General features: G+C 62.7%; 21 protein-coding genes. 13 read left to right on the top strand and 8 right to left on the bottom strand.

What is annotated here, in order from left to right:
- The first annotated feature begins 1 nt into the window (after position 1).
- A complete protein-coding gene (locus YQ44_RS24575; RefSeq protein ID WP_071325619.1) occupies positions 2 to 985 on the top strand; it encodes a siderophore ABC transporter substrate-binding protein in 984 nt (327 codons plus the stop codon).
- Between the two features lie 109 nt (positions 986 to 1094).
- Positions 1095 to 3548 (top strand): TonB-dependent receptor, encoded by a 2454-nt coding sequence (locus YQ44_RS24570; RefSeq protein WP_071325618.1) that lies wholly within the window; start codon positions 1095 to 1097, stop codon positions 3546 to 3548.
- Here the strand turns inward: YQ44_RS24570 and YQ44_RS24565 are convergent.
- The 3 genes from YQ44_RS24565 to YQ44_RS24555 all read right to left on the bottom strand — a co-directional run bounded on the left by YQ44_RS24565 (position 3545) and on the right by YQ44_RS24555 (position 5412).
- Positions 3545 to 3982, bottom strand: coding sequence for a hypothetical protein (locus tag YQ44_RS24565; RefSeq protein ID WP_071325617.1), 438 nt, complete (start codon positions 3980 to 3982; stop codon positions 3545 to 3547). The genes YQ44_RS24570 and YQ44_RS24565 overlap by 4 nt on opposite strands.
- Positions 3983 to 4076: 94 nt before the next feature.
- The gene (locus YQ44_RS24560; protein WP_071326742.1) at positions 4077 to 4913 is read right to left on the bottom strand and encodes a MipA/OmpV family protein; all 837 of its coding nucleotides are present in this window, start codon (positions 4911 to 4913) and stop codon (positions 4077 to 4079) included.
- A 22-nt stretch (positions 4914 to 4935) separates the two neighbouring features.
- A complete protein-coding gene (locus YQ44_RS24555; RefSeq protein WP_156894973.1) occupies positions 4936 to 5412 on the bottom strand; it encodes a hypothetical protein in 477 nt (158 codons plus the stop codon).
- Positions 5413 to 5571: 159 nt separating this feature from the next.
- On the opposite strand from YQ44_RS24555, the gene YQ44_RS24550 reads away from it, so the two are divergent.
- The 3 genes from YQ44_RS24550 to YQ44_RS24540 all read left to right on the top strand — a co-directional run bounded on the left by YQ44_RS24550 (position 5572) and on the right by YQ44_RS24540 (position 9028).
- Positions 5572 to 6666: a type II asparaginase gene (locus YQ44_RS24550; protein WP_071325615.1), complete on the top strand. Its 1095-nt coding sequence runs from the start codon at positions 5572 to 5574 to the stop codon at positions 6664 to 6666.
- A gap of 279 nt (positions 6667 to 6945) precedes the next feature.
- Complete coding sequence (locus YQ44_RS24545; RefSeq protein ID WP_071325614.1) at positions 6946 to 7797, top strand: MOSC domain-containing protein; 852 nt, start codon at positions 6946 to 6948, stop codon at positions 7795 to 7797.
- A gap of 34 nt (positions 7798 to 7831) precedes the next feature.
- A complete protein-coding gene (locus tag YQ44_RS24540; RefSeq protein ID WP_071325613.1) occupies positions 7832 to 9028 on the top strand; it encodes a GGDEF domain-containing protein in 1197 nt (398 codons plus the stop codon).
- Here YQ44_RS24540 and YQ44_RS24535 read toward each other — a convergent pair whose 3' ends face one another.
- Positions 9029 to 11008 (bottom strand): monovalent cation:proton antiporter family protein, encoded by a 1980-nt coding sequence (locus YQ44_RS24535; RefSeq protein ID WP_071325612.1) that lies wholly within the window; start codon positions 11006 to 11008, stop codon positions 9029 to 9031. It lies immediately after the preceding gene.
- 108 nt (positions 11009 to 11116) lie between these two features.
- On the opposite strand from YQ44_RS24535, the gene YQ44_RS24530 reads away from it, so the two are divergent.
- From YQ44_RS24530 to YQ44_RS24495, 8 genes are all read left to right on the top strand, one after another.
- Entirely contained in the window at positions 11117 to 12127 is a 1011-nt protein-coding gene (locus YQ44_RS24530; protein WP_083412032.1) for a KpsF/GutQ family sugar-phosphate isomerase, read from the top strand.
- Positions 12127 to 12660: a KdsC family phosphatase gene (locus YQ44_RS24525; RefSeq protein ID WP_071325611.1), complete on the top strand. Its 534-nt coding sequence runs from the start codon at positions 12127 to 12129 to the stop codon at positions 12658 to 12660. The genes YQ44_RS24530 and YQ44_RS24525 overlap by 1 nt, the downstream gene beginning before the upstream one ends.
- A 44-nt stretch (positions 12661 to 12704) precedes the next feature.
- Complete coding sequence (gene lptC / locus YQ44_RS24520) at positions 12705 to 13316, top strand: LPS export ABC transporter periplasmic protein LptC (RefSeq protein WP_071325610.1); 612 nt, start codon at positions 12705 to 12707, stop codon at positions 13314 to 13316.
- A 25-nt stretch (positions 13317 to 13341) separates the two neighbouring features.
- On the top strand, positions 13342 to 13935 hold the full coding sequence (gene lptA / locus YQ44_RS24515; RefSeq protein ID WP_071325609.1) for a lipopolysaccharide transport periplasmic protein LptA: 594 nt from the start codon (positions 13342 to 13344) through the stop codon (positions 13933 to 13935).
- Positions 13935 to 14690: an LPS export ABC transporter ATP-binding protein gene (lptB, locus tag YQ44_RS24510; RefSeq protein ID WP_071325608.1), complete on the top strand. Its 756-nt coding sequence runs from the start codon at positions 13935 to 13937 to the stop codon at positions 14688 to 14690. The genes lptA and lptB overlap by 1 nt, the downstream gene beginning before the upstream one ends.
- A gap of 4 nt (positions 14691 to 14694) precedes the next feature.
- The gene (locus YQ44_RS24505; RefSeq protein ID WP_071325607.1) at positions 14695 to 16173 is read left to right on the top strand and encodes an RNA polymerase factor sigma-54; all 1479 of its coding nucleotides are present in this window, start codon (positions 14695 to 14697) and stop codon (positions 16171 to 16173) included.
- 69 nt (positions 16174 to 16242) lie between these two features.
- Positions 16243 to 16605: a ribosome hibernation-promoting factor, HPF/YfiA family gene (hpf, locus tag YQ44_RS24500; protein ID WP_071325606.1), complete on the top strand. Its 363-nt coding sequence runs from the start codon at positions 16243 to 16245 to the stop codon at positions 16603 to 16605.
- Between the two features lie 154 nt (positions 16606 to 16759).
- Positions 16760 to 17845: an enoyl-CoA hydratase/isomerase family protein gene (locus tag YQ44_RS24495; protein ID WP_071325605.1), complete on the top strand. Its 1086-nt coding sequence runs from the start codon at positions 16760 to 16762 to the stop codon at positions 17843 to 17845.
- A gap of 44 nt (positions 17846 to 17889) precedes the next feature.
- On the opposite strand, the gene rapZ is transcribed toward YQ44_RS24495, so the two are convergent.
- From rapZ to queF, 4 genes are all read right to left on the bottom strand, one after another.
- Positions 17890 to 18753, bottom strand: a complete 864-nt coding sequence (rapZ, locus tag YQ44_RS24490; protein ID WP_071325604.1) for an RNase adapter RapZ — start codon at positions 18751 to 18753, stop codon at positions 17890 to 17892.
- 333 nt (positions 18754 to 19086) lie between these two features.
- A complete protein-coding gene (gene hprK, locus YQ44_RS24485; RefSeq protein ID WP_034753337.1) occupies positions 19087 to 20022 on the bottom strand; it encodes an HPr(Ser) kinase/phosphatase in 936 nt (311 codons plus the stop codon).
- Between the two features lie 36 nt (positions 20023 to 20058).
- The gene (locus YQ44_RS24480) at positions 20059 to 20541 is read right to left on the bottom strand and encodes a PTS sugar transporter subunit IIA (protein WP_071325603.1); all 483 of its coding nucleotides are present in this window, start codon (positions 20539 to 20541) and stop codon (positions 20059 to 20061) included.
- Positions 20542 to 20875: 334 nt separating this feature from the next.
- Positions 20876 to 21718, bottom strand: a complete 843-nt coding sequence (gene queF / locus YQ44_RS24475) for an NADPH-dependent 7-cyano-7-deazaguanine reductase QueF (protein WP_071325602.1) — start codon at positions 21716 to 21718, stop codon at positions 20876 to 20878.
- Between the last annotated feature and the right edge of the window lie 63 nt (positions 21719 to 21781).

Genomic DNA, 21781 nt, shown 5'->3' with positions numbered 1-21781 from the left:
CATGATCTGGAACCAACCTTTCTGCGCGCTTGCCGTGCTGCTCACCGCCGTGGCCGCCTTGCAGGGCTGCGCCGACAAGACGGCGAGCACGCCGCCGGCGCCTGCCGCTTCCGCCTCGCAGCAAGCGTTTACTCCCATCACGATCGAACACAAGCTGGGCGCGACCGTGATACCCCACCGTCCGCACCGTGTGGCCGTGCTCGACATGAACGAGGTCGATTTCCTCGACCAGCTGGGCGTGCCCGTGGCCGGCATGGTGAAGGACTACGTGCCGCATTTCCTCACGCGCTACAAGGACGACGCGGGCATCCGCGACCTGGGCGCCATCGTGCAGCCCAACCTCGAGCATCTGCATGCGCTGCAGCCAGACCTGGTGCTGATGACGTCGATCCAGGCCAACCACTACATGGAGCTGAGCCAGATCGCCCCCACCCTGCACTTCGACGTGGACTTCCAGAATAGCCAGGGCAAGCACATCGACGTCGTCAAGGAGCATCTGCTGACGCTGGGACGCATCTTCGGCAAGGAAGACGTGGCCCGCCAGAAAGCCGCCGAGCTCGATGCGAAGGTGGCCGCGGTGCGCCAGGTGACGCAGGAACGTCCCGAGAAGGCCCTGATCGTGATGCACAACAACGGCGCCTTCAGCGCGTTTGGCGTGCAGTCGCGCTACGGCTTCGTCTTCGACGCGCTGGGCGTGAAGCCGGCCAGCACGGCCGTCGAGGCGGGCTTGCACGGCCAGCCGATATCCAGCGAATTCATCCAGCAAGCCAATCCCGACATCCTTTACGTGGTGGACCGCACGGCCGTGATGGAGCGCCGTCCCGTCATGACGGCCGAGCAGATGGCCAATCCGCTGTTGCGCCAGACCAATGCCTGGAAGAACGGCCGCGTCGTCTTCGTCGATGCCGATGCCTGGTACATCACGGCGGCCAGCGTGACGTCGCTGAAACTGCTGATCGACGATGTGCTCAAGGGCTATCAATGATAGAGACTATTTTTTTCGTAATGAGTCGTATTTGCATTGAGGGTTTTGCCTTTTCGTTCGGGAGATAGGGTGAGAACAAGCAATCATCCCATCTGAAAGGATTTACTTTATGACCCAACGCATGGCAACGCGCCACCTCCCCGCCTTGAACCTGAGCCGCATCGCCACCGCCGTGCAACTGGCGCTGATCACGGGCTTGACCGTGGGTGCGCTGGGCATGGCGGCCCCGCAGGCGTTCGCGCAGGCGGCGCAAGCGCGGCAAGCGTTCAGCGTGCCGCCCGGTTCGCTGGGCCTGGCGCTCAACACCTTCGCGGCGGAGGCGGGCGTGGAGCTGACGGTGGATGCGGCGCTGCTGCAAGGCAAGAGCAGCGCGGGACTGTCGGGCAGCTACGGCGTGGCCGAGGGTTTTTACGCCTTGCTGCGCGGCCACGGCTTGCAGGCCGTGCGCGAAGGCAATGGCAGCTACACGGTGCGCCGCGAGAGCCTGCAGGCGCAGGGCGCGGCGGCCGAGGCGGCGGCAACCATGCCGGCCGTGACGGTCTGGGGCAAAGGCAACAGCGTGACCGATGCCTACGCGGGCGGACAGGTGGCGTCCGGCGGCCGCGTTGGGTTTTTGGGCGACAAGGATTTCATGGAAACGCCGTTCAACACCATCAGCTATACGGATAAATTCATCGAAGACCGCCAGGCCCGCGACATCACCGACGTGATTTCGGCCACGGATCCCACCGTTTTCAGCAGCGGCATGACGGGCATCATCGGCGAAAATTACTCGATTCGCGGTTTCAGTTCCGGCACCAGCGATGTCGCGTTTGGCGGCCTGTTCGGCATCTCGCCCGTGTACCGCACGTCGCCCGAAATGTTCGAGCGCATCGAAGTGCTGAAAGGGCCATCGGCCTTGCTCAATGGCATGCCGCCGGGAGGCTCGGTGGGCGGCAGCATCAACCTCGTGCCCAAGCGCGCGGGCGATGCGCCGCTGGCGCGCGTGACGGCGTCGTACATGTCCGATGCGCAGTGGGGCGGCCATATTGATCTGGGACAGCGTTTTGGCGAGCATAAACAATTCGGCATCCGCGTCAATGGCGTCTACCGCGATGGCGACGGCGCCATCGACCACCAGAAAAAGAAGACCCAGCTCGCCTCCGTGGGGCTCGACTGGCGTGGCGACGGCGCGCGTCTTTCCGCCGACCTCTACAGCAGCGAAGACCGCGCGCGGGGCTTGAACCGGGGTGTCAACCTGGCCGCCGGCTTGTCCGTGCCGCGTCCGCCGAAAGCGGAGACCTTGCTCAATCCCAGCTGGGCCTTCTATGACACGAAGGACAAGGGCGTGATGCTGCGCGGCGAGTATGACGTCAACGAACAGGTGATGGCGTATGCGGCCATCGGCGCCAGCAAGGCCGACTACCAGTCGACGGGCGCCTACCTGATCCAGGTTTTCAATACGGCCGGCGACTACCGCACCAACCTGGCCGACCTGGGGTTCAACCTGGAAAAACAGTCGGCGGAAGCGGGCGTCAAGGGCAAGTTCCGCACGGGAAGCGTTGGCCACCAATGGGCGGCGAACGCCACGTATTACCACCATACGGACAAGCAGTTCGGCCGCCGCAATGTGCTGGACAAGGACTGGATCACGAATATCTATCATCCCGTCTGGGGTCCGGCCACGCGCTTTGACGCACCGCAAATATCGAAGACGACATTGCGCCTGGCCAGCTATGGCCTCGTCGATACGCTGTCGTTTGCGCAGGATCAAGTGCAGCTGACGGTGGGCTTGCGACGCCAGGAAGTGCTCAACGACAGTTTCAACGTGAAGTCGGGTGCGCGCACTTCGCGCTATGACGCGGCCGCCACGACGCCGGCCGCCGCCCTGCTGGTCAAGGCTGCCAGGAATCTGTCGCTGTACGCCAATTACATCGAAGGCTTGAGCCAGGGGGCGACAGCGCCCATGACGGCGGCCAACGCGGGGGAGGTCTTTGCGCCATACAAGTCCAGGCAGATGGAGGCTGGCGTCAAGCTCGACCTGGGAGAATTCGCCCATACGCTGAGCGTGTATGAAATCAAGCGGCCCAGCAGCTATGTCGACCCCGTCAGCAATGTCTTTTCATTTGGCGGCGAGCAGCGCAACCGCGGCATCGACTGGGGCTTCTTCGGTTCGCCCGTGCGCGACGTGCGCCTGATGGGCGGCGTCGCGTACGTGGATCCAACCCTGGCGAGGACAAATAACGGCGTCAATCAGGGCAAGCAGGCGGCCGGCGTGCCCAGGCTGCAGGCCAAGCTGGGCGTGGAATGGGATGCGCCACCCGTGCCGGGCCTGACCCTGACGGCGAACGCGACGTCGGCGTCGAAGCAATACATCAACGAGGACAATTCCCTGTCGGTACCGGGCCGTACCGTGTATGACCTGGGTGCGCGCTACGCCACCCGCGCGGCGGGCCGGCCCCTGACCTTGCGCGCCAGCGTCAGCAACGTGGGCAACAAGGCGTACTGGGCGCTGCCGCAATGGACCAGCCTGGGCTTGGGCGCGCCGCGTACCTTCATGCTGTCGGGGACGATGGACTTTTAATACGTTTCCAGCGCTTCGCTGCGCGTGCCGCTGGCCTTGTCGGCAATGGCCAGCTGGCAGCGGTTGTCGATGACCTTGGCGTCGAAGCGGTAGCGGGCGCCGGGCTGGAAATGCATGCGGAACATGTGGATCGAGGTTTCATTGCCGCCCGTGGCCAGGGTTGTATTGCTCAGGCAACGCACGACGAGGCGGTGCTGACCGCCGTCGAGCGCGATTTCGGGCGCCTCGCTGGCCAGCTTGCTTTTATCGATCAGCAAGATGTCGGCATGGCAGACGCCGGGCGTGAGCAAGCCGCAAAAACTCAGCGGCGACTGGTAAGCCTCGATGATGGCGGGCGTGCCGGGGCCGTGCGGCCCGGCATACGGCGGCATGCTGCGGCACGCGGGCAACAGCGCGGCAAGCAGGGTAATGGGAATGAGTTTGCTGGCGGCCATGGACAATGTGCTGGCGCGCGGCGGATGCCACGCAAGCCAGACTTGCCATTATCTATAATTTTTTCTTGGATGCAATATTTTTTGTCTGCGCCGCTTAGTCATCGGCGCCGCGCGCTGGACTGCCCGAGCGGCGCCACGTCCACAGCAGGCCGATGCCGGCCGAGGTGCCGCTGTTCTGGCGCAGCAGCGGACTGGCGCGGTTGGCGGCGCCCGTGTACGTATCGTAGCGAACAAAGGCAAAGGCGCGCCAGTCCGGGTGCAGCCGGTACGAACCGCCCAGGCCCAGGCGGGTGAGCATCAGCCCGCTTTTGGCCGCGTATGCAGGGCGTTGATCGGTGGCAAATGCGGGGCTGACGCCATAAAAATAGTCGTTGATGGCGGCATTGCCCAGCACGGCGCCGGCGCTGGCGTCCAGCTGCCACGCCTGGTCATCGCCTTGCAGCGCGTACACGAGGCGCGGTTCGAAGGTGGCGCCCTGGCGGCGCAGGCCGCCGCGCGCTTCGATGACGGCGCGCAAGGGCAGCTCCAGGCCCAGGCGGCTATTGCGGGTCGGTTCGGCCAGCTTGACCTTCAGGCGCGGGCCAAATTCCACCAGCGTGCCGAGGTCCGGCATGCCGCGCCGGGCCGGCACGTCGCTGGAGCGGGCCGGCAAGGACAGCGCGAAACCGATATCGAAGTCGAGTCGGTCCGTATCGAACAGGCGCGCACCCACGCCGGAGCGGTCGGCGCGCAACACTTTCCCGCGATAAATCAGATAGGACAGGGCCAGCGTGCGCGTCGAGCGCTCGCTGGCGCCGGGATAGGCGGGCGTGACGGCCGTGCCGCCAAACACGCCCGCTTCCCACAGGGGCAGGGCGGGTTCGGCGGCATACGCCGGCGCCAGCGCGGCGCAGAGAACGGATGTTGCCAGCAACGTGCGTGCGATGTGCATCGCCAACTCCCATGCAGTGCGGCTATGGCGGCGTGCCGCAAGGCTGGCCGACAGGCAGCGATTCCAGGTCGGCAAACGCGCCCAGCGCCCACGATTGATGCCAGCCCAGTTCGTTGCGCACGGCCAGCGCTTCCGCCGTCTTGCCCTGGCGTTCATACAGGTCGATCAGCGCCTTGTAGCTGAGGGCACTCGATTGCGTGCTGCGTTTCGCCAGCGCGATGGCATTGCGAAAATGAAATTCGGCCGCGTCGTAGCGGCAGGCGGCGCTGGCGGCGCGTCCCGCCTGGTGATGCAGCCGCGCCTGCCACGCGAGGTCGCCCCGGCCCAGTTCGACATTGTCCACGGCCGCCGCGTAGCTGCGCATGGCTTGCGCCCAGTCGCCCTGGCTGGCCGCTGCGCGTCCGAACTGTTCCTGCTGCGCCGCCATGCGCAGTTCCACCTGCGTGGAGCAGGCGGCAAGCGTGGCCAGGAGCAGGGCGGGAACAAGGCGGCGTCGCATGGTCAGGAGCGGGAGTGTGTGGACATGGCGCCACTGTAGCGCATGGGCGGGCGCGCACGTTTGCGCGGCTTGGATGAATTGGGGATTTGTCCGGGCAGCGATGACATATAATTTGCACACGACTTTGTTATCTTTGACATATCACCTCACAGGAGCACCATGTTTTCACGTAAATTCCATTCTTGTGCACAGCTGATGCTGGCTACCTTGCTGATGGGCTTTGTCGCCGCCTCGCCTGCGCGCGCGCAGCAAGCGGCCGTCAAATTGCCGAACGTGGTGATCCTGGCCACGGGCGGCACCATCGCCGGCAGCGGCGCCGACAGCACCACCACCGTCGGCTACACCTCGGCCACCGTGGGCGTCGAGCGCCTGATCGCCGCCGTGCCGGAACTGAAGAAAGTGGCCAACGTGAAAGGCGAGCAAGTGTTCCAGATCGCCAGCGAAAGCATGGGCAACGAACACTGGCTGACCCTGGCCAAGCGCATCAACGTGCTGCTGGCGTCGCCCGAGGTGGATGGCGTGGTCGTCACGCACGGCACCGACACCATCGAGGAAACGGCGTATTTCCTGAACCTCACCGTGAAGAGCCACAAACCGGTGGTGGTGGTGGGCGCCATGCGGCCATCGACGGCCATCTCGGCCGATGGCCCGATCAACCTGTACAACGCCGTCATGCTGGCGGGCAGCAAGGAAGCCGTGGGCAAGGGCGTGCTAGTGGCCTTGAACGACCAGATCAACGCCGCGCGCGAAGTGACGAAAACGAACACGTCCACCACCGACACCTTCAAGTCGCCGGAACTGGGCATGCTCGGCTACATCCAGGGCAGCAAGGCCTTCTTTTACCGCCAGTCGACGCGCAAGCACACCTTGGAAGCGGAATTTGACATCAGCAAGCTCGATGCCTTGCCGCAAGTGGACATCGTCTACGGCTACGCCAATATGAACCGCGTCGGCATCGACGCCTTCATCGCCGCCGGCGCCAAGGGCATCATCCATGCGGGCGTGGGCGATGGCAGCGTGGCCGCGCAAATGAAGCCGGCCCTGGTGGAAGCGCGCCAGAAGGGCGTACTGATCGTGCGTTCGAGCCGCGTCGGCCAGGGTATCGTGGCGCGCAATGGCGAAGCCAATGACGATGAACTCGATAGTGTTGTCTCCGATACGCTGAACCCGCAAAAAGCCCGCATCCTGCTGATGCTGGCCTTGACCAAGACGAATAGCACGCAAGAAATCCAGCGTATCTTCTACACGTACTGATCGCCGCTGCGCCGGGCCAGCCTTATCGGCTGAGCTTAAGCAGGGCGTAATAAATTATTGGATGTCCGACTTCCATGCCCGGCGCCCTGCGGCCTTGCCCGCTGCTGGCAGTGCTTGCAATGCTTCGCAGCGGGCGCCTTGCAGAGCATCCGGTTCTGTTCGTCATAACGTCACAATAATTTCCCACGACCTACTTGGCCGATTTACGCTTGCCCGCTTTGCTGCCATACTTCGCTTCTGAACAATTTCCTGGCAGAAGCTGAGATACTGCCCCGGCCCATGGCTATCCTGTCCGACATCATTCTGTACCCCATCAAATCCTGCGCCGGCATCCACCTGCGCGAGGCGGTCCTGACGCATACCGGGTTGATGAGCGAGCACGTGTTCGACCGCGAATGGATGGTGGTGGACGAACAGGGCCGCTTCCTGACCCAGCGCGAACACCCGCGCATGGCGCTGATCGTGCCGCGCATCAAGGCCAGCACGCTGGAGCTGCGCGCGCCGGGCATGCTGCGCCTGGAAATCGAACTGGGTTTGCCCGATCCGCAACGCGCGCCCATGCTGGACGTGCACGTGTGGGACGATACGCTGCGCGCCTACGATTGCGACGACGTCACGGCCGCCTGGTTTTCCAATGCCATCGGCGTGCCGTGCCGCCTCGTGCGCTTCCACCCGGACGTAGTGCGCGCCACCAGCGCCAAGTGGACCGATGGCGTGGCCGCGTCGACCATGTTTGCCGATGGCTACCCCGTGCTGGTCGCCGGTGCCGCCTCGCTCGATGACGTCAATGACAAGCTGCGCGCTGCCGGCCGCGACGCGCTGCCGATGAACCGTTTCCGGCCGAACCTGGTGATCGGCGGCATCGGCCCCTTCGAGGAGGATTACGCCGACTTCCTGCAATTTGGCGCCACCGTGCTCAAACCCGTCAAGCCGTGTTCGCGCTGCCCGATTCCCTCGGTGGACCAGGCCACGGGCGTGCCGGGACCGGACCCGCTCGACGTCATGTACGGCTACCGCGCCAAGCCCGAGCTCGACGGCGCCATCTGCTTCGGCATGAATGCCATCGTCACGCAAGGCGGCGATGAGCGTATCGTGGTGGGGCAGGACATCGGTTTCGAACTGGCATTTTAAGCATGGCGCCCGCACACAAGGGTTTAAGGTTTCTATGAATCAAGCAATTTCGCCAGAGCCAGGCCAGCCGGGGAGCGATGCCAACGCGCCGGCCCAGCGCATTGCCAGCCTCGAAGCCGAGAACCAGGCCTTGCGTGCGCGCATGGCTTTCCTGCTGGAACAGGTCGAGCGCAACCACGACATCATGTGCCGCCACCAGGCGTTCGACCTGGAAATCGTCGGCGCGTCCACGTTTCCCGAATTGATCGGCACCATTTTTCGCACCTTGCCCGTGATTTCCGACCTCGACGGCGTGACCCTGAGCCTGCTCGACGAGGATGACGATATCGTGCTGGTGATGGAAAAGCTGGGCGTCGACTTCAGCGCCTTCCCGCAGTTGCTGTTCGTGCATGAAGTGGCGCAGCTGGGATTTGCGCCGCAAGCGCCCGTGGCCGAGGGCGAGGCGGCCCTGCCGCCCATGCCGCTGCTGGGGGCGTTCGACGCGGCCGTGCATGGCCCGCGCTTTCCTGAAATCAGCGTTCCCTTGCGCAGCGTGGCGCTGGTGCCCTTGCTGCGCAACAAGCGCCTGATCGGCAGCCTGAACCTGGCCAGCAGCGACGTGACGCGTTTTACGCCCGCGCTGGGCACGGACTTCATCAAGCACATGGCATCCATCATCGCCATTTGCCTGGAAAACGTGATCAGCAATGAAATGCTGAAATACATCGGCCTGACCGATTCGCTGACGGGCGTCTACAACCGGCGCTATATCGACCGCCGCCTGCTGGAGGAAATCGCCCGCGCGCGGCGCCAGAATTATTGTATTTCATGTATGTATATCGACATCGACCACTTCAAGCTGGTCAATGACACGCATGGCCACCAGGGCGGCGATGAGGTGCTGCGCGAAGTGGCCACGCGCATCCGCAAGGAATTGCGCCGCTCCGATGCGCTGGGACGCTTCGGCGGCGAGGAATTCGTCGTGCTGCTGATCGATGCCGACCTCGATAGCGCCACTTTCGTGGCCGAGCGCATCCGCGCCAGCATCGCCGACACCATGTTCGACTTGCCGGGCAGCGCGCAAACGTGGGTCAGCGTGTCGATCGGCGTGGCCAGCCTCGAGGCGGACGCGGCGCTGCTAGCCATCGAAGCCGTGGCGCAGCAACTGGTGGCGCACGCGGACCAGGCCCTGTACCAGGCCAAGGCCGGTGGACGCAACCGTGTCGTCAGCTGGCAGGCGCAGGGCGAATAATTATTTCAGTAGCAATGTTTCTGCTTTGGCTACGGCGTCGGCTGTGCCGCGCAGCACCACCACGTCGCCGATGGCCAGCTGGGTCTCGGGCGTGACTTCAAGGCGGCCGCGGCCGCGGCGGATGGCCGTCACAAAGGCGCCGCAGGCGGCCACGTCGATCGTGCTCAGGGGCAAGCCCACGCACTGGGCGCCGTCGCTGACGGTGACCGTGTGCAGGCGTTCCAGCTCGGCATCGTCGCCGGCGTCGCTGGTGCCGTGGAAATAGCCGCGCAGCGACGCATAGCGCTCTTCGCGCGCCGCCTGCACGCGGTGCACGACGCGGCGCAGCGGCACGCCCATCATGATCAAGGCGTGCGAGGCCAGCATCAGGCTGCCTTCCATCAATTCCGGCACCACTTCGGCCGCGCCCGCCTTTTTCAGCTGGTCGAGGTCGCTGTCGTCGTGGCTGCGCACGATGACGGGCAAGGTGGGCGCCAGCTCATTGAGCAAATGCAATAATTTGAGCGCCGACGGTGTGTTGGCATACGTGATCACGACGGCGCTGGCGCGGTAGATGCCGGCCGCCACCAGGCTTTCGCGCCGGCCCGCGTCGCCATACGATACGTGGGCGCCCGCCAGCTGCGCCTCCTGCACCCGTTCCGGGTCCAGGTCCAGCGCGTGGTATTCGATCTTTTCTTCCGCCAGCAGGGTGGCCAGGCTTTGCCCGCTGCGCCCGAAGCCGGCGATCAGCACATGTTTTTGCGACGCCATGGTGCGCGTGGCGATCCTGGTCAGCGCCAGCGACTGCATCATCCAGTCGTTGGCCGCCAGTTTCATGACGATGGCGTCCGACTTGGCGATGAGGAAGGGCGCCACCAGCATCGACAGCACCATCGACGCCAGCACCACCTGCACGACGAAGGGGTCCATCAGCTTGATGCCGCCGGCCAGGTTCAGCAGGACGAAGCCGAATTCGCCCGCCTGCGCCAGCGCCAGGCCCGTGCGCAGCGAAACGCCCGTCGACGAGCCGAACAGCCGGGCCAGGCCCGCGATCAGGGCAAACTTCAGCAGCACGGGGCCGCACAGCAAGAGCAGCACCAGCCACCAGTTGTCGAGCACGACGCGGATATTGAGCAGCATGCCGACGGTGATGAAGAACAGGCCCAGCAGCACGTCGCGGAATGGCTTGATATCCTCTTCCACCTGGTGCTTGAATTCCGTCTCGGAAATGAGCATGCCGGCCACGAAGGCGCCCAGGGCCAGCGACAGCCCGGCCCGTTCCGTAATCCAGGCCGCACCGAGCGTGATCAGGAGCAGGTTGAGCATGAACAGCTCTTGCGAGCGGCGCTTGGCGACGATGGTCAGCCAGCCGCGCACCATCTTCTGGCCGATGAACAGCAGCAAGATCAGCACGACCAGCGCCTTGCCGCCGGCCCAGGCCAGGGTTTCGGCCAGGTTGTCCGAATCGCGCGTCAGGGCGGGGATGAGGATCAGCAAAGGCACGACGGCCAGGTCCTGGAACAGCAGGATGCCGATGATCTTGCGGCCGTGTTCGCTTTCCAGTTCCAGCCGTTCCGTGAGCATTTTCGAGACGATGGCCGTCGACGACATGGCCAGCGCGCCGCCCAGGGCGAATGCGGCTTGCCAGCTCAGGTGGATGTAGGCGGACAGGTAGCGGGCGACGAACCAGCCGAAGACGACGGTGGCGACGATGGTGGTGACCACTTGCGCCATGCCGAGGCCGAAGACGATGCGCCGCATGGCGAGAAACTTGGGTAGCGAAAATTCCAGTCCGATGGAAAACATCAGGAAGACGACGCCGAACTCGGCCAGCGTATGGCTCGCTTCGTTTTCCGCCGCCAGGCCCAGCGCATGGGGGCCGATGACGATGCCGACCGCCAGGTAGCCCAGCATGGGCGGCAAATGCAACATTCTGAAAGCGACCACGCCCAGTACGGCGCTGCCGAGTAACATCAGGGTCAGTTCAAGCGAGGAAAACATGGGTTGCCCGGGAAGCTCAGTGGAAATCGTTGTTTGTTGTGACTGGCAAGTTTTTTGCTTTCCTAATTCGTTTATACTTTGGGCATGAGTGTAACCCATGAAAAAACAATGCTGAAAGCTTTTGATCGAATTGACATGCAGGCGACCACCGAGCGCGCCGTGGCGCTGGCGCGCACCACCCTGCAGATCGAGTCCGACGCCATCGTTGCGCTGCATGCGCGCCTGGCCACGGACGACAGTGTGGGCCGCGCGGTGGCAATGTTGCTAGAATGCAAGGGGCGTGTCGTCGTCTCGGGCATCGGCAAGTCGGGCCATATCGCGCGCAAGATTGCCGCCACCCTCGCTTCCACCGGCACGCCGGCCATGTTCGTGCATCCGGCCGAAGCGGCCCATGGCGACCTGGGCATGGTCACCTCGGACGATGCGTTTATTGCCATATCGTACTCGGGCGAATCGTCCGAACTGATGGCCATCATGCCGGTCGTCAAGCGCATGGGCGGCGTGCTGATCGCCATGACGGGCAAGCCGAATTCGAGCCTGGCCCAGCTGGCCGATGTGCATCTGGATATTTCTGTTGAGAAAGAAGCCTGTCCGCTGAACCTGGCGCCGACGGCCAGCACCACCGTCACCCTGGCCCTGGGCGATGCGCTGGCTGTGGCGCTGCTGGATTTGCGCGGCTTCAAGGAAGAAGATTTCGCCCGCTCGCACCCGGGCGGCGCCCTGGGCCGCCGTCTGCTGACGCACGTGCATGACGTCATGCGCAGCGGCGAGCAGGTGCCGAAAGTCGCCGTGCAAGCATCGTTGCTGCAGGCGCTAGAGGAAATGACGAAGAAGGGCATGGGCATGACGGCTGTCGTCGACGCGGACAACCGCCCCGTGGGCGTGTTTACCGACGGCGACTTGCGCCGCATGTTCGAGCGCGTGCAGGATTTCACGAAAGTGGCGATCCGCGACGTCATGCATGCGCAGCCGCGCAGCATCGCGCCCGAGCGCCTGGCCGTCGATGCCGTGGCCGTGATGGAGCAGTACCGCATCAACCAGATGCTGGTGGTCGACGCCGATGGCAAACTGGTCGGCGCACTGCATATTCATGACCTGACACAAGCGAAGGTGATCTGATGGAGAGCGTGGCGGACAACCTGGCGCGTGCGGCCAAGGTCAAACTGATGATCTTTGACGTCGATGGCGTGCTCACCGACGGCAGCCTGCATTTCGGCCCGGACGGCGAAATGATGAAGACGTTTAATGTGTATGATGGCCTGGGCATCAAGCTGCTGCAGGAATCGGGCGTGCAGACGGCCATCATCAGCGCGCGCCGCTCGGCCATCACGGCGCGCCGCGCGCAAGATTTGGGTATTACCCATGTGCATCAGGGCGGCCACGACAAGCTGACGCCGTTTCGCGAATTGCTGGCGCTGACGGGCTTGACGGAAGAACAATGCGGCTATATCGGCGACGACGTCATCGATGCACCCATCCTCAAGCGCGTCGGTTTTGCCGTCAGCGTGCCGGGCGGACGCCCGGAAGTGCAGGGCCTGGCGCACCACGTGACGCAGGCCGGCGGCGGCCGTGGCGCCGTGCGCGAGATTTGCGAATTCCTGCTGCGTGCACAGGACAACTATGCGCGCGTCATGGCGCCGTTCCTGGAGTGAGGCGCGAGCCTTGCCGCCAGTAACATTTGAAAGAGTGAAGCAATATGCGTAAGCCAGGAGGCGCCCATCGCTGGCGCATGATTTTTACCGTGCTGGGAGCGGTCGTGTTCGCGCTGGGCAGCTTTTGGCTGCTCGAAGTGATGAACAAGAATGGCCAGGATATCACGGCCAGCAAGCACCTGGACGAACCCGACTATTTCATCACCAATTTCAGCCTGGTGCGCATGGATTTGACTGGCAAGCCCAGCTATATCGTATCCGGCACCAAGCTCACGCATTACCCGGCCGATGATTCATCCGATATCGACCAGCCTTTCGTGCGCAAGCTGACGCCCGGCATGCCGCCGATGAACATGAACGCGGAGCTGGCGCATATCGACGAGGGCAATACCCGATTGCAGCTGCACCGCAAGGTCGTGATCGACCGCGTGGCCAGTCCCAAGGCGCAGAACCTGACGCTCAAGACGGAAGCACTGACGGTGTTCCCCGATGAAGAGCGCATGGAAACGGACGTGCCGGTCGACATGCTGATGGGGGTCTCCCACGTGACCGGCGTGGGCATGAAAGCCAATAACGCCACCGGTGTGGTGGAAGTGCAGCAGGCGCTGCGCATCGTCCTCCCGCCGAAACCGCGCCCGGCCGCGGCGGCACACTGACAGAATGAAACAAGGAAACCATAATATGAAGAACATCTTGCTGTTGACTCTATTGTCGACCGTCTGCTCGCTGGGCGTGATGGGTGCGGCGCATGCCGAGAAGGCCGATTCCGAGAAGGAAGCCGTCATCACGGCCCAGCGCGGCCAGATGGATGACATCAAGCAAGTCCGTACTCTGACGGGCGACGTGGTGCTGGTGAAGGGCACCTTGACCATGAAGGCGGGGCGGGCCCTGATCACGGAAGACCCGCAAGGCTACCAGTTCATCACCTTCTGGGCCGATCCGGGCAAGCTGGCCACCTTCCGCCAGAAGCGCGATGGCGCGGGCGACCTGTGGGTCGAAGGCGAAGCGGAGCGCGTGGAATACGATAACAAGACGGAAGTGGTGAAACTGTTTTCCAAGGCCAAGCTGACGCGCCTGGAAGGCACGAAAATCACCGATGTGGCCAATGGCGCCTTCATTTCATATGACAGCCGCAACGAAGTGTTCAAGATGGAAAACAGTGACAGCGGCACCAGCGCCCCGGGCGCCGGTAGCGTGCGCATGGTGATCCAGCCGAAGACCAAGGCACCCGCGGCGGAGAAAGCGCCGGCGGCGCCCGCGCCAGGAAAGAAATAATGGAAAATACACGTTGCGGCAGTACCCTGATCGTCCGCGGGCTGCAAAAGACCTATGGCAAGCGGCAAGTCGTGCATGATGTTTCGCTGCAAGTCGAATGCGGTGAAGTGGTGGGTCTGCTGGGGCCGAACGGCGCCGGCAAGACCACCTCGTTCTACATGATCGTCGGCCTGGTGCCGTCGGATGGCGGTACCATCGATATCAGCGGCGTGGATATTTCCAGGCTGCCGATCCACCGCCGCGCGCAGATGGGCCTGTCCTATCTGCCGCAGGAAGCGTCCGTTTTCCGCAAGCTGACGGTGGAAGACAATATCCGCGCCGTGCTGGAAATCCAGACCGTCGAAGGCCGTCCGTTGACGAAGGCCGAGATCGAGGAGCGCCTGGATAAATTGCTGGCCGACTTGCAGATTGAAAAGCTGCGCGAGAACCAGGCCCTGTCGCTGTCGGGCGGCGAGCGCCGCCGCGTGGAAATCGCCCGTGCGCTGGCCACGGACCCGCGTTTCGTGCTGCTCGACGAACCGTTCGCCGGCGTCGACCCGATCGCCGTGATCGAAATCCAGCGCATCGTGCGTTTCTTGAAGGAGCGCAATATCGGTGTGCTGATCACCGACCATAATGTACGCGAGACGCTGGGTATCTGCGACCGTGCCTACATCATCAACCAGGGCTCGGTGCTGGCGTCGGGACGCCCCGACGACATCATCGCGAACGAGTCGGTACGCCGGGTCTATCTGGGCGAACACTTCCGCATGTGAGCCAATGAAACAATCATTGCAGCTGCGCACCTCGCAGCACTTGGCACTGACGCCGCAGTTGCAGCAATCGATACGCCTGTTGCAATTGTCTACCCTGGAATTGCACCAGGAGCTAGAGCAGCTGTTGACGGACAATCCCCTGCTCGAGCGTCTCGACGATCCGCTCGACCGCTCGTTGCGCCTGCTGTCCGATGGCGCCTTGAGTTCGACGGCCGCGCCGGCCGAGGCACCGCCCCAGCCACCGAGCCAGGAGGCGCCCGCCGCGCCGGCCGAAGCGGATGGGTTTGACGGCGAGGCGGGCGAGAGTCCGGCCGCCATGGATGGCGGCGACAGCGACTGGAGCGAAGCGAGCCGTGGCAAGGCGCCCGACGACGAAGATGCCCGTCCGCAACTCGAAGCCCATCACTGCACCTTGCGCGAACACCTGATGGAGCAGATGCGCGTGACGGTGCTCGAATTGCGCGACCGCGCGCTGGTCGAGCTGATCATCGACGCCCTCGACGACAATGGCTACCTGGAAGAGTCGCTCGACGACATCCTGGCGCGCCTGCCGGCGGAGCTGGACATCGACGCCGACGAGCTGCGCACGGCACTGGCGCTGCTGCAAAGCTTCGATCCGCCAGGCGTGGGGGCGCGCAACGCCTCCGAATGCCTGGCGCTGCAAATCAAGCGTTTGCCGCATATCGCCCTGGTGACGCGCCGCATGGCCATCGTCATCGTGGAAAAGCACCTGGCCTGGTTTGCCCAGCGCGATTTCAACAAGCTGAAAAAAGCCCTCGATTGCGACGACGAAGACTTGCGCGAGGCGCAGACCGTGATTCGCCTGTGCAATCCGCACCCGGGCGCCGTGTTCGCTTCCGACGTTTCCGACTACGTGGTGCCGGACGTGGTTGTCAAGCGCGCGCGCAATGGCTGGCAGGTGACGCTGAACAATGACGTCATGCCGCGCCTGCGCGTCAATGCCATGTATGCCAACCTGCTCAAGCAGGGCAAGGGCGAAGGCGCCATGGGTGCACAGTTGCAGGAAGCCAAGTGGCTGATCAAGAATATGCGCCAGCGCTTCGACACGATCCTGCGCGTGGCGCAGGCGATAGTAGAAAGACAAAAGAACTTTTTCTCGCATGGGGCCGTTGCCATGCGCCCCCTTGTGCTCCGTGAAATAGCTGATACACTGGGTTTACACGAGAGTACTATCTCGCGGGTAACAACTCAAAAGTACATGCTGACCCCGCACGGCATGTTCGAGTTGAAATATTTCTTTGGTAGCCACGTCGCCACCGAAGCGGGGGGCGAAGCGTCATCGACGGCGATACGGGCATTGATCGTGCAACTGACAGGAGCAGAAGACCCTAAAAATCCTTTATCCGACAGTAAGATTGCGGACATGCTGGGAGAACAAGGCATGGTGATTGCGCGACGTACTGTTGCCAAATACCGGGAAGCGTTGAAAATTCCGCCAGTGAGTCTGCGTAAGTGCTTGTAGTTTTTTCGGTTCCTCTGCGGGCCGGATACGATGGATACCGCACGAACCCGATCATCTTTAGGAGTGTGTATGAATCTCACCATCAGCGGACATCATCTCGAAGTGACACCAGCCATTCGTGAATACGTACAAACGAAGCTGGAGCGCGTGAAACGTCATTTCGATCACGTTATCGATATCGCCGTGATTCTGACCGTGGACAACCTCAAAGAGAAAGAAAAGCGTCAAAAGGCCGAAGTCAACCTGCGTCTGAGTGGCAAGACCGTCTATGTGGAAAGCCTGGCGCAAGACCTGTATGCCGCGATCGATACCCTGATCGACAAGCTGGACCGGCAAGTGATGAAATACAAAAGCAAAGTGCAAGGGCACGGTAAAGAGGCGATCAAGCATCTGCCAGACAACTCAGAGGATGAAGCCGTCGTCGCCGTCTAAGGCCACCCGCTTCTCGCAGTTGTGATCAACTAAGGGCGCACATCTTGCGCCCTTTTTTGCGCCCGTCACCCTTGCGCACGGATCGCCTGGCCGAACGCAAGGTTGCTCCTGCAGGCGCTAGAATGTTGGCACTTTCACTTCTTGCCTGCCTGCCATGAGCGACTTCGTCCACACCTCCATCCGCAACCGCACCGCGCACATCGTGCTCGACCGCCCGAAAGCCTTGAATTCCCTGTCGCTGGAGATGGTGCGCACCATGAGTGCCGCCTTGCTGGCCTGGCGCGACGATCCGCAGGTGGACGCCGTGGTGATACGCTCGAGCAGCGAAAAAGCCCTGTGCGCCGGCGGCGACATCCGCTTCTTTTACGATGCGGGCCGGGCCACGCCGCAGGGTGGCAGTGCATTGCTGGAAGATTTCTTTACAGAAGAATATGCTTTAAATCATTTAATCCATTTCTATCCGAAACCGTATATCGCCGTGATGGATGGCGTGGTGATGGGCGGCGGCATGGGCGTGGCGCAGGCCGGCCCCGGCAACCGCTTGCGCATCGTGACGGGCCGCACGCGCATGGCCATGCCAGAAGTCAATATTGGCCTGTTCCCCGATGTGGGCGGCAGCTATTTCCTGTCGCGCCTGCCTGGCCAGCTGGGTCTGTACCTGGGCTTGACGGGCCTGACCATCGGCGCGGCCGATGCGCTGTATACAGGGCTGGCCGATGTGTATCTGCCGGAGACGGCCATGGAGGCGCTGGCGGCCCTGTTCGAGTCGACGCCCGGTGAAGGCTTGCCGGTGGCCATCAAGGCCCTGGCGGCGCCATTCCAGGCGCAGGCTGGCGTCTCTGTGCTGGCGGCCGCGCGCACGGCGCTGGACCGCCATTTCAGTGCCGCTTCCGTGGCGGCCATCATGGCATCGCTGGCGCAGGATGACAGTGCGTTCGCGGCCAAGGCGCTGGCGGCAATGCGTTTGCGCTCGCCGCTGATGATGTCGGTCACCCTGGAATTACTGCAGCGCGGCGCACACCTGGGCGTGGCCGATTGCCTGCGCATGGAGCGCACGCAGGTGCGCCACAATTTTGCGCATGGCGAGGTGCTCGAAGGCGTGCGCGCGCTGGTGGTCGACAAGGACAATGCACCGCGCTGGCAGCCGGCCAGCCTGGACGAGGTCGATGCGGCCATGGTGGCGCGCTTCTTTGCACCGGTCTGGCCGGCGCAAGCGCATCCGCTTTGCCATCTGAATTAACAGGGCCACATACAAGCGACGCGCGGTCGCCTGGCGTTCTAGTTCTAGCTACGTTCGCGGTGGCGCAGGACGACGCGTTCATTCGGGCTGAAATACTGCGCCAGCCGTTCCGCCATGTACACGGAGCGGTGCTGGCCGCCCGTGCAGCCGAGCGCCACGGTCAGGTAGCTGCGGTTGTCGGATTTGAATGATGGCAGCCATTTCTCGATGAAGGTGCGTATGTCGGCCAGCAGCTCGAGTGCGCTCGGTTGCGCATCGAGGAAGGCGATCACGGGCGCGTCGCGGCCGTCGAGCGGGCGCAAGGCCAGGTCGTAATAGGGATTCGGCAGGGCCCGCACGTCGAAGACGAAATCGGCATCGAGCGGCACGCCCAGCTTGAAGGCGAACGATTCGAAGAACAGGGTCAGCGGCGCCCGTTCGGAGGCGACGATATCCTTGATCCAGGCGCGCAGCTTGTTGGCACTCAGTTCCGAGGTGTCGATCACATGGCCCAGCTGTTCGATGGCCGACAGGCGTTCGCGCTCTTCCGAGATGCATTCGATCAGGGTGCGGCGGCTGGCCGGGTTCTGGTTCGGACGCAGTTCATGCGACAGCGGATGGCTGCGCCGCGTTTCCGAGAAGCGCGCCACCAGCGAGTGCGTGGTGGCTGTCAGGAACATGACCTTCACGTCATGCCCCTGGTCGCGCAGCAGCGCCACATTGTGCGGCAGGCTGGTCAGCGACTCGGCGCTGCGCGCATCGACGGCCACGGCCAGTTGCGGCGCGCCTTCATCGAGCAGGGTTTGCACCAGGCTGGGTAGCAGCGCCGGCGGCAGGTTGTCGACACAATAGTAGCCGGTATCTTCCAGCACATTGAGTGCCACGGATTTGCCGGAGCCGGATATTCCGGTAATAAGGACAATATGCATACGCCGATCATACAATAAAGATCGGCCCTCTGCCTCGAAGGCAATTATCTTTACAAATTATTGCATTTGGGGTCTTAGTATTGGTTACATTTAATTATTGTCGACGGGTCTGCCTCCAGCAGTCATCGCCACTCATGGCGCGTCGCTGGTGCAGCAGGGAACTGACGCAGCATGGCTGCGTGCCTGCGTCACGGTTCGCCCTTGCCAGGGCGAACTCCTTGGCAACATTAATCGCCACTCATGGCGAGTCGTTGGTGCAGCAGGGAACTGACGCAGCATGGCTGCGTGCCTGCGTCACGGTTCGCCCTTGCAAGGGCGGACTCCTTGGCAACATTAATCGCCACTCATGGCGAGTCGTTGCCGCTCCATGAACTCCTGCAAGGTGTCGATGCCGCGCAGTTGCAAGATGGTATTGCGCACGGCCGCTTCCAGCAGCACGGCGATGTTGCGGCCGGCGGCGACGGGGATGACGACCTTACGCACGGGCAAGCCCAGCACGTCTTCCGTGGGAAACAGGAATGGCAGGCGCTCGACTTCCTCTTCCAGCGCGTTGCGGCGCACGAGGTGCACGATCAGTTTCAGGCGCATCTTGCGGCGCACGGCCGTTTCGCCAAAGATGGCCTTGATGTCGAGCAAACCCAGGCCCCGCACTTCCAGCAGGTTTTGCAGCAGGGGCGGGCAGCGGCCTTCGATCATGTTCGGCGCGATGCGCGAGAACTCGACGGCGTCGTCGGCCACCAGGCCATGGCTGCGCGAGATCAGTTCCAGGCCCAGTTCGCTCTTGCCCAGGCCCGAGTCGCCCGTGATCAGCACGCCGACGCCCAGCACGTCCATGAACACGCCATGCATGATGATGCGCTGCGCCAACTTCTTCGACAGGTAGACGCGCAGGAAGTCGATCACCTGCGCGGCCGGCAGCGGGGTCGAGAACAGGGGAATGTTTTGCTCGTCGCAGATGGCGAGGATGTCGGGTGGCGTTTCCAGTCCTTGCGCGATGATCAGCGCGGGCGGCCCGCCGGCGATCAGCTCGCCAATCACGTGGGTGCGCGTATTGACCTTCAGGCGCTGGTAGTAATTGATTTCCTGGTGGCCGAAGACCTGGATGCGGCCCGGATGGATCAGGTTCAAGTGGCCCACCTGGTCGGCGGCCGACGAGACGTCGCCCGAGATCAGGCGTTCGCCGCCGGGGAAGCCGGCGAACCAGCCCAGTTGCAGACTTTCACGATTGTCGTCGTACAGGCGTTGTATCGTCAGCGGCGTTTGCAACATGGCAGTCTTCTTCAGGAGTGGAGGAATACCTGAAGTTTAACCCGCCGCTTGAAGACTAGGTTGCCAATTGACGATGCGCGAATGCACGGATTTCGGTTCCGGATCCGTGGCCAGGGCCGTGCGGAAGGCGTCGTCGGAAAACATTTCGGCGATTTCCGACAGGATTTCCAGATGTTGCTGGGTGACATGATCGGGAATCAGCAGGAAAAACAGCAGATTGACGGGCTTGCCATCGGGCGACTCGAACGGAATCGGCTCGGCCAGGCGCACGAAGGCGCCCAGTGGCGCTTTCAGCGTCTTCATGCCCTTGATGCGGCCATGCGGCACGGCCACGCCATGACCGAGGCCAGTCGAACCCAGGCGTTCACGGGCAAACAGATTGTCCGAGACGGTAGAGCGGGCGATGCCGTAATTGTTTTCGAAGATCAGGCCGGCTTGCTCGAAAGCGCGCTTTTTGCTGGACACTTCCAGATCCAACAGGACATTTTCGAGAGATAGTATTTTGCTAAGATTAGTCATGACACTCAATGAAATGGTGCAATGCGCAGAGGGCTTGCGAGCCGAATTATAGGCCTGTTTCCGCGGCCTGTAACGCCAATTCTCAACAGTATACGCCCGCTGCGGGCGCAGTGGGCGCTACGGCCCATGTCACCCTCATTTTAGCAAAAAAATAACATCGGGGTGTATCGGCTATTTCCTGATTAAAAACACGGGGCGCGCCGGTTTTTCCGTCGCTGAATGCCGATTTTCCGACTTTTCAGCGCTTTTATGATGCCTCAGGGTATGACCGCAACGTTGTTTTAAAACACAGCGTGTATTCCCTGCGGCATTGTTTGTGCGCGGACGGGTGAGGCTACTGGCGCGCGTTGCGCAGGTTGCCCGGCACGGTGCCCGTGCTGTAGTTGCTGCGCCACGGATTAATGTCGAGTCCGCCACGACGCGTATAGCGCGCGTACACGGACAGTTTCTGTGGCTTGCACTGGCGCAAGATGTCGACAAAGATGCGCTCCACGCATTGCTCGTGAAATTCATTGTGTTCACGGAAACCGATCAGGTAGCGCAGCAGGCTTTCCTGGTCGATCTGCGGTCCCGCGTACTCGATCTGCACGCTGCCCCAGTCCGGCTGGCCCGTCACCAGGCAATTCGATTTCAACAGGTGCGAGACGAGTTTTTCTTCCACGGGCGCTTCGTCCAGGGCCGCCTTCAGCAACTGCGGCGACGGCGTGTATTGCGTGATTTCCAGGTCCAGGCGGTCCAGCAGCACGCCGTCGAACTCGCCCATCTTCAGCTTGCCGAAATCTTCCTGCAAGGTCAGTTCCACTTGCACGGGGGCGCCAAAGCCTTTGGACAGATCCTGCTTGAGCAGGGTCAATAGCGCTTGCGGATTCTCGAGCCGGGTCTGGTTGAACGAGTTCAGGTACAGCTTGAACGACTTCGATTCGATGATGTTGGGCGAATCGGCCGGCGCACTGACCTTGGCAATGGCCACTTGCGGCTTGCCGCGCTGGTTCAGCCACGACAGTTCGTAGGCATTCCAGATATCGAGGCCGAAGAATGGCAGCGTGCCGTGCAATGCCAGCTCGTCGCGCTTGCCCTGGCGCGGAATGGGAAACAGCAATTCCGGCGCGTAATCGGTGCGGTAGGCGGAGCTTTTGCCCAGGGGCGATTGTTCGGCGAGGTCGTTGGTGGTGGTCATGGTCGTGTGGCGTAGTTCAGTCAAGCACGCATGGTAGCCTATTTCACCCCGGTGCAAATACCG

Origin of the sequence: Janthinobacterium sp. 1_2014MBL_MicDiv, assembly GCF_001865675.1 — a bacterium.
GTDB lineage: Bacteria > Pseudomonadota > Gammaproteobacteria > Burkholderiales > Burkholderiaceae_D > Janthinobacterium.
Note: the sequence above shows the minus strand (reverse complement) of the source record. Positions and strands in the feature narration are given on the sequence as shown.

What these genes read in the sequence shown, in the direction of transcription:
- YQ44_RS24535 (WP_071325612.1), bottom strand. Translation starts at nt 11,008, where the DNA reads ATGTTTTCCTCGCTTGAACTGACCCTGATGTTACTCGGCAGCGCCGTA.
- YQ44_RS24495 (WP_071325605.1), top strand. Translation starts at nt 16,760, where the DNA reads ATGAGCGACTTCGTCCACACCTCCATCCGCAACCGCACCGCGCACATC.
- YQ44_RS24505 (WP_071325607.1), top strand. Translation starts at nt 14,695, where the DNA reads ATGAAACAATCATTGCAGCTGCGCACCTCGCAGCACTTGGCACTGACG.
- lptC (WP_071325610.1), top strand. Translation starts at nt 12,705, where the DNA reads ATGCGTAAGCCAGGAGGCGCCCATCGCTGGCGCATGATTTTTACCGTG.
- YQ44_RS24565 (WP_071325617.1), bottom strand. Translation starts at nt 3,982, where the DNA reads ATGGCCGCCAGCAAACTCATTCCCATTACCCTGCTTGCCGCGCTGTTG.
- YQ44_RS24525 (WP_071325611.1), top strand. Translation starts at nt 12,127, where the DNA reads ATGGAGAGCGTGGCGGACAACCTGGCGCGTGCGGCCAAGGTCAAACTG.
- YQ44_RS24550 (WP_071325615.1), top strand. Translation starts at nt 5,572, where the DNA reads ATGTTTTCACGTAAATTCCATTCTTGTGCACAGCTGATGCTGGCTACC.
- YQ44_RS24530 (WP_083412032.1), top strand. Translation starts at nt 11,117, where the DNA reads ATGCTGAAAGCTTTTGATCGAATTGACATGCAGGCGACCACCGAGCGC.
- YQ44_RS24480 (WP_071325603.1), bottom strand. Translation starts at nt 20,541, where the DNA reads ATGACTAATCTTAGCAAAATACTATCTCTCGAAAATGTCCTGTTGGAT.
- hprK (WP_034753337.1), bottom strand. Translation starts at nt 20,022, where the DNA reads ATGTTGCAAACGCCGCTGACGATACAACGCCTGTACGACGACAATCGT.
- YQ44_RS24545 (WP_071325614.1), top strand. Translation starts at nt 6,946, where the DNA reads ATGGCTATCCTGTCCGACATCATTCTGTACCCCATCAAATCCTGCGCC.
- YQ44_RS24555 (WP_156894973.1), bottom strand. Translation starts at nt 5,412, where the DNA reads ATGCGACGCCGCCTTGTTCCCGCCCTGCTCCTGGCCACGCTTGCCGCC.
- YQ44_RS24575 (WP_071325619.1), top strand. Translation starts at nt 2, where the DNA reads ATGATCTGGAACCAACCTTTCTGCGCGCTTGCCGTGCTGCTCACCGCC.
- lptB (WP_071325608.1), top strand. Translation starts at nt 13,935, where the DNA reads ATGGAAAATACACGTTGCGGCAGTACCCTGATCGTCCGCGGGCTGCAA.
- queF (WP_071325602.1), bottom strand. Translation starts at nt 21,718, where the DNA reads ATGACCACCACCAACGACCTCGCCGAACAATCGCCCCTGGGCAAAAGC.
- YQ44_RS24560 (WP_071326742.1), bottom strand. Translation starts at nt 4,913, where the DNA reads ATGCACATCGCACGCACGTTGCTGGCAACATCCGTTCTCTGCGCCGCG.
- YQ44_RS24540 (WP_071325613.1), top strand. Translation starts at nt 7,832, where the DNA reads ATGAATCAAGCAATTTCGCCAGAGCCAGGCCAGCCGGGGAGCGATGCC.
- YQ44_RS24570 (WP_071325618.1), top strand. Translation starts at nt 1,095, where the DNA reads ATGACCCAACGCATGGCAACGCGCCACCTCCCCGCCTTGAACCTGAGC.
- rapZ (WP_071325604.1), bottom strand. Translation starts at nt 18,753, where the DNA reads ATGCATATTGTCCTTATTACCGGAATATCCGGCTCCGGCAAATCCGTG.
- hpf (WP_071325606.1), top strand. Translation starts at nt 16,243, where the DNA reads ATGAATCTCACCATCAGCGGACATCATCTCGAAGTGACACCAGCCATT.
- lptA (WP_071325609.1), top strand. Translation starts at nt 13,342, where the DNA reads ATGAAGAACATCTTGCTGTTGACTCTATTGTCGACCGTCTGCTCGCTG.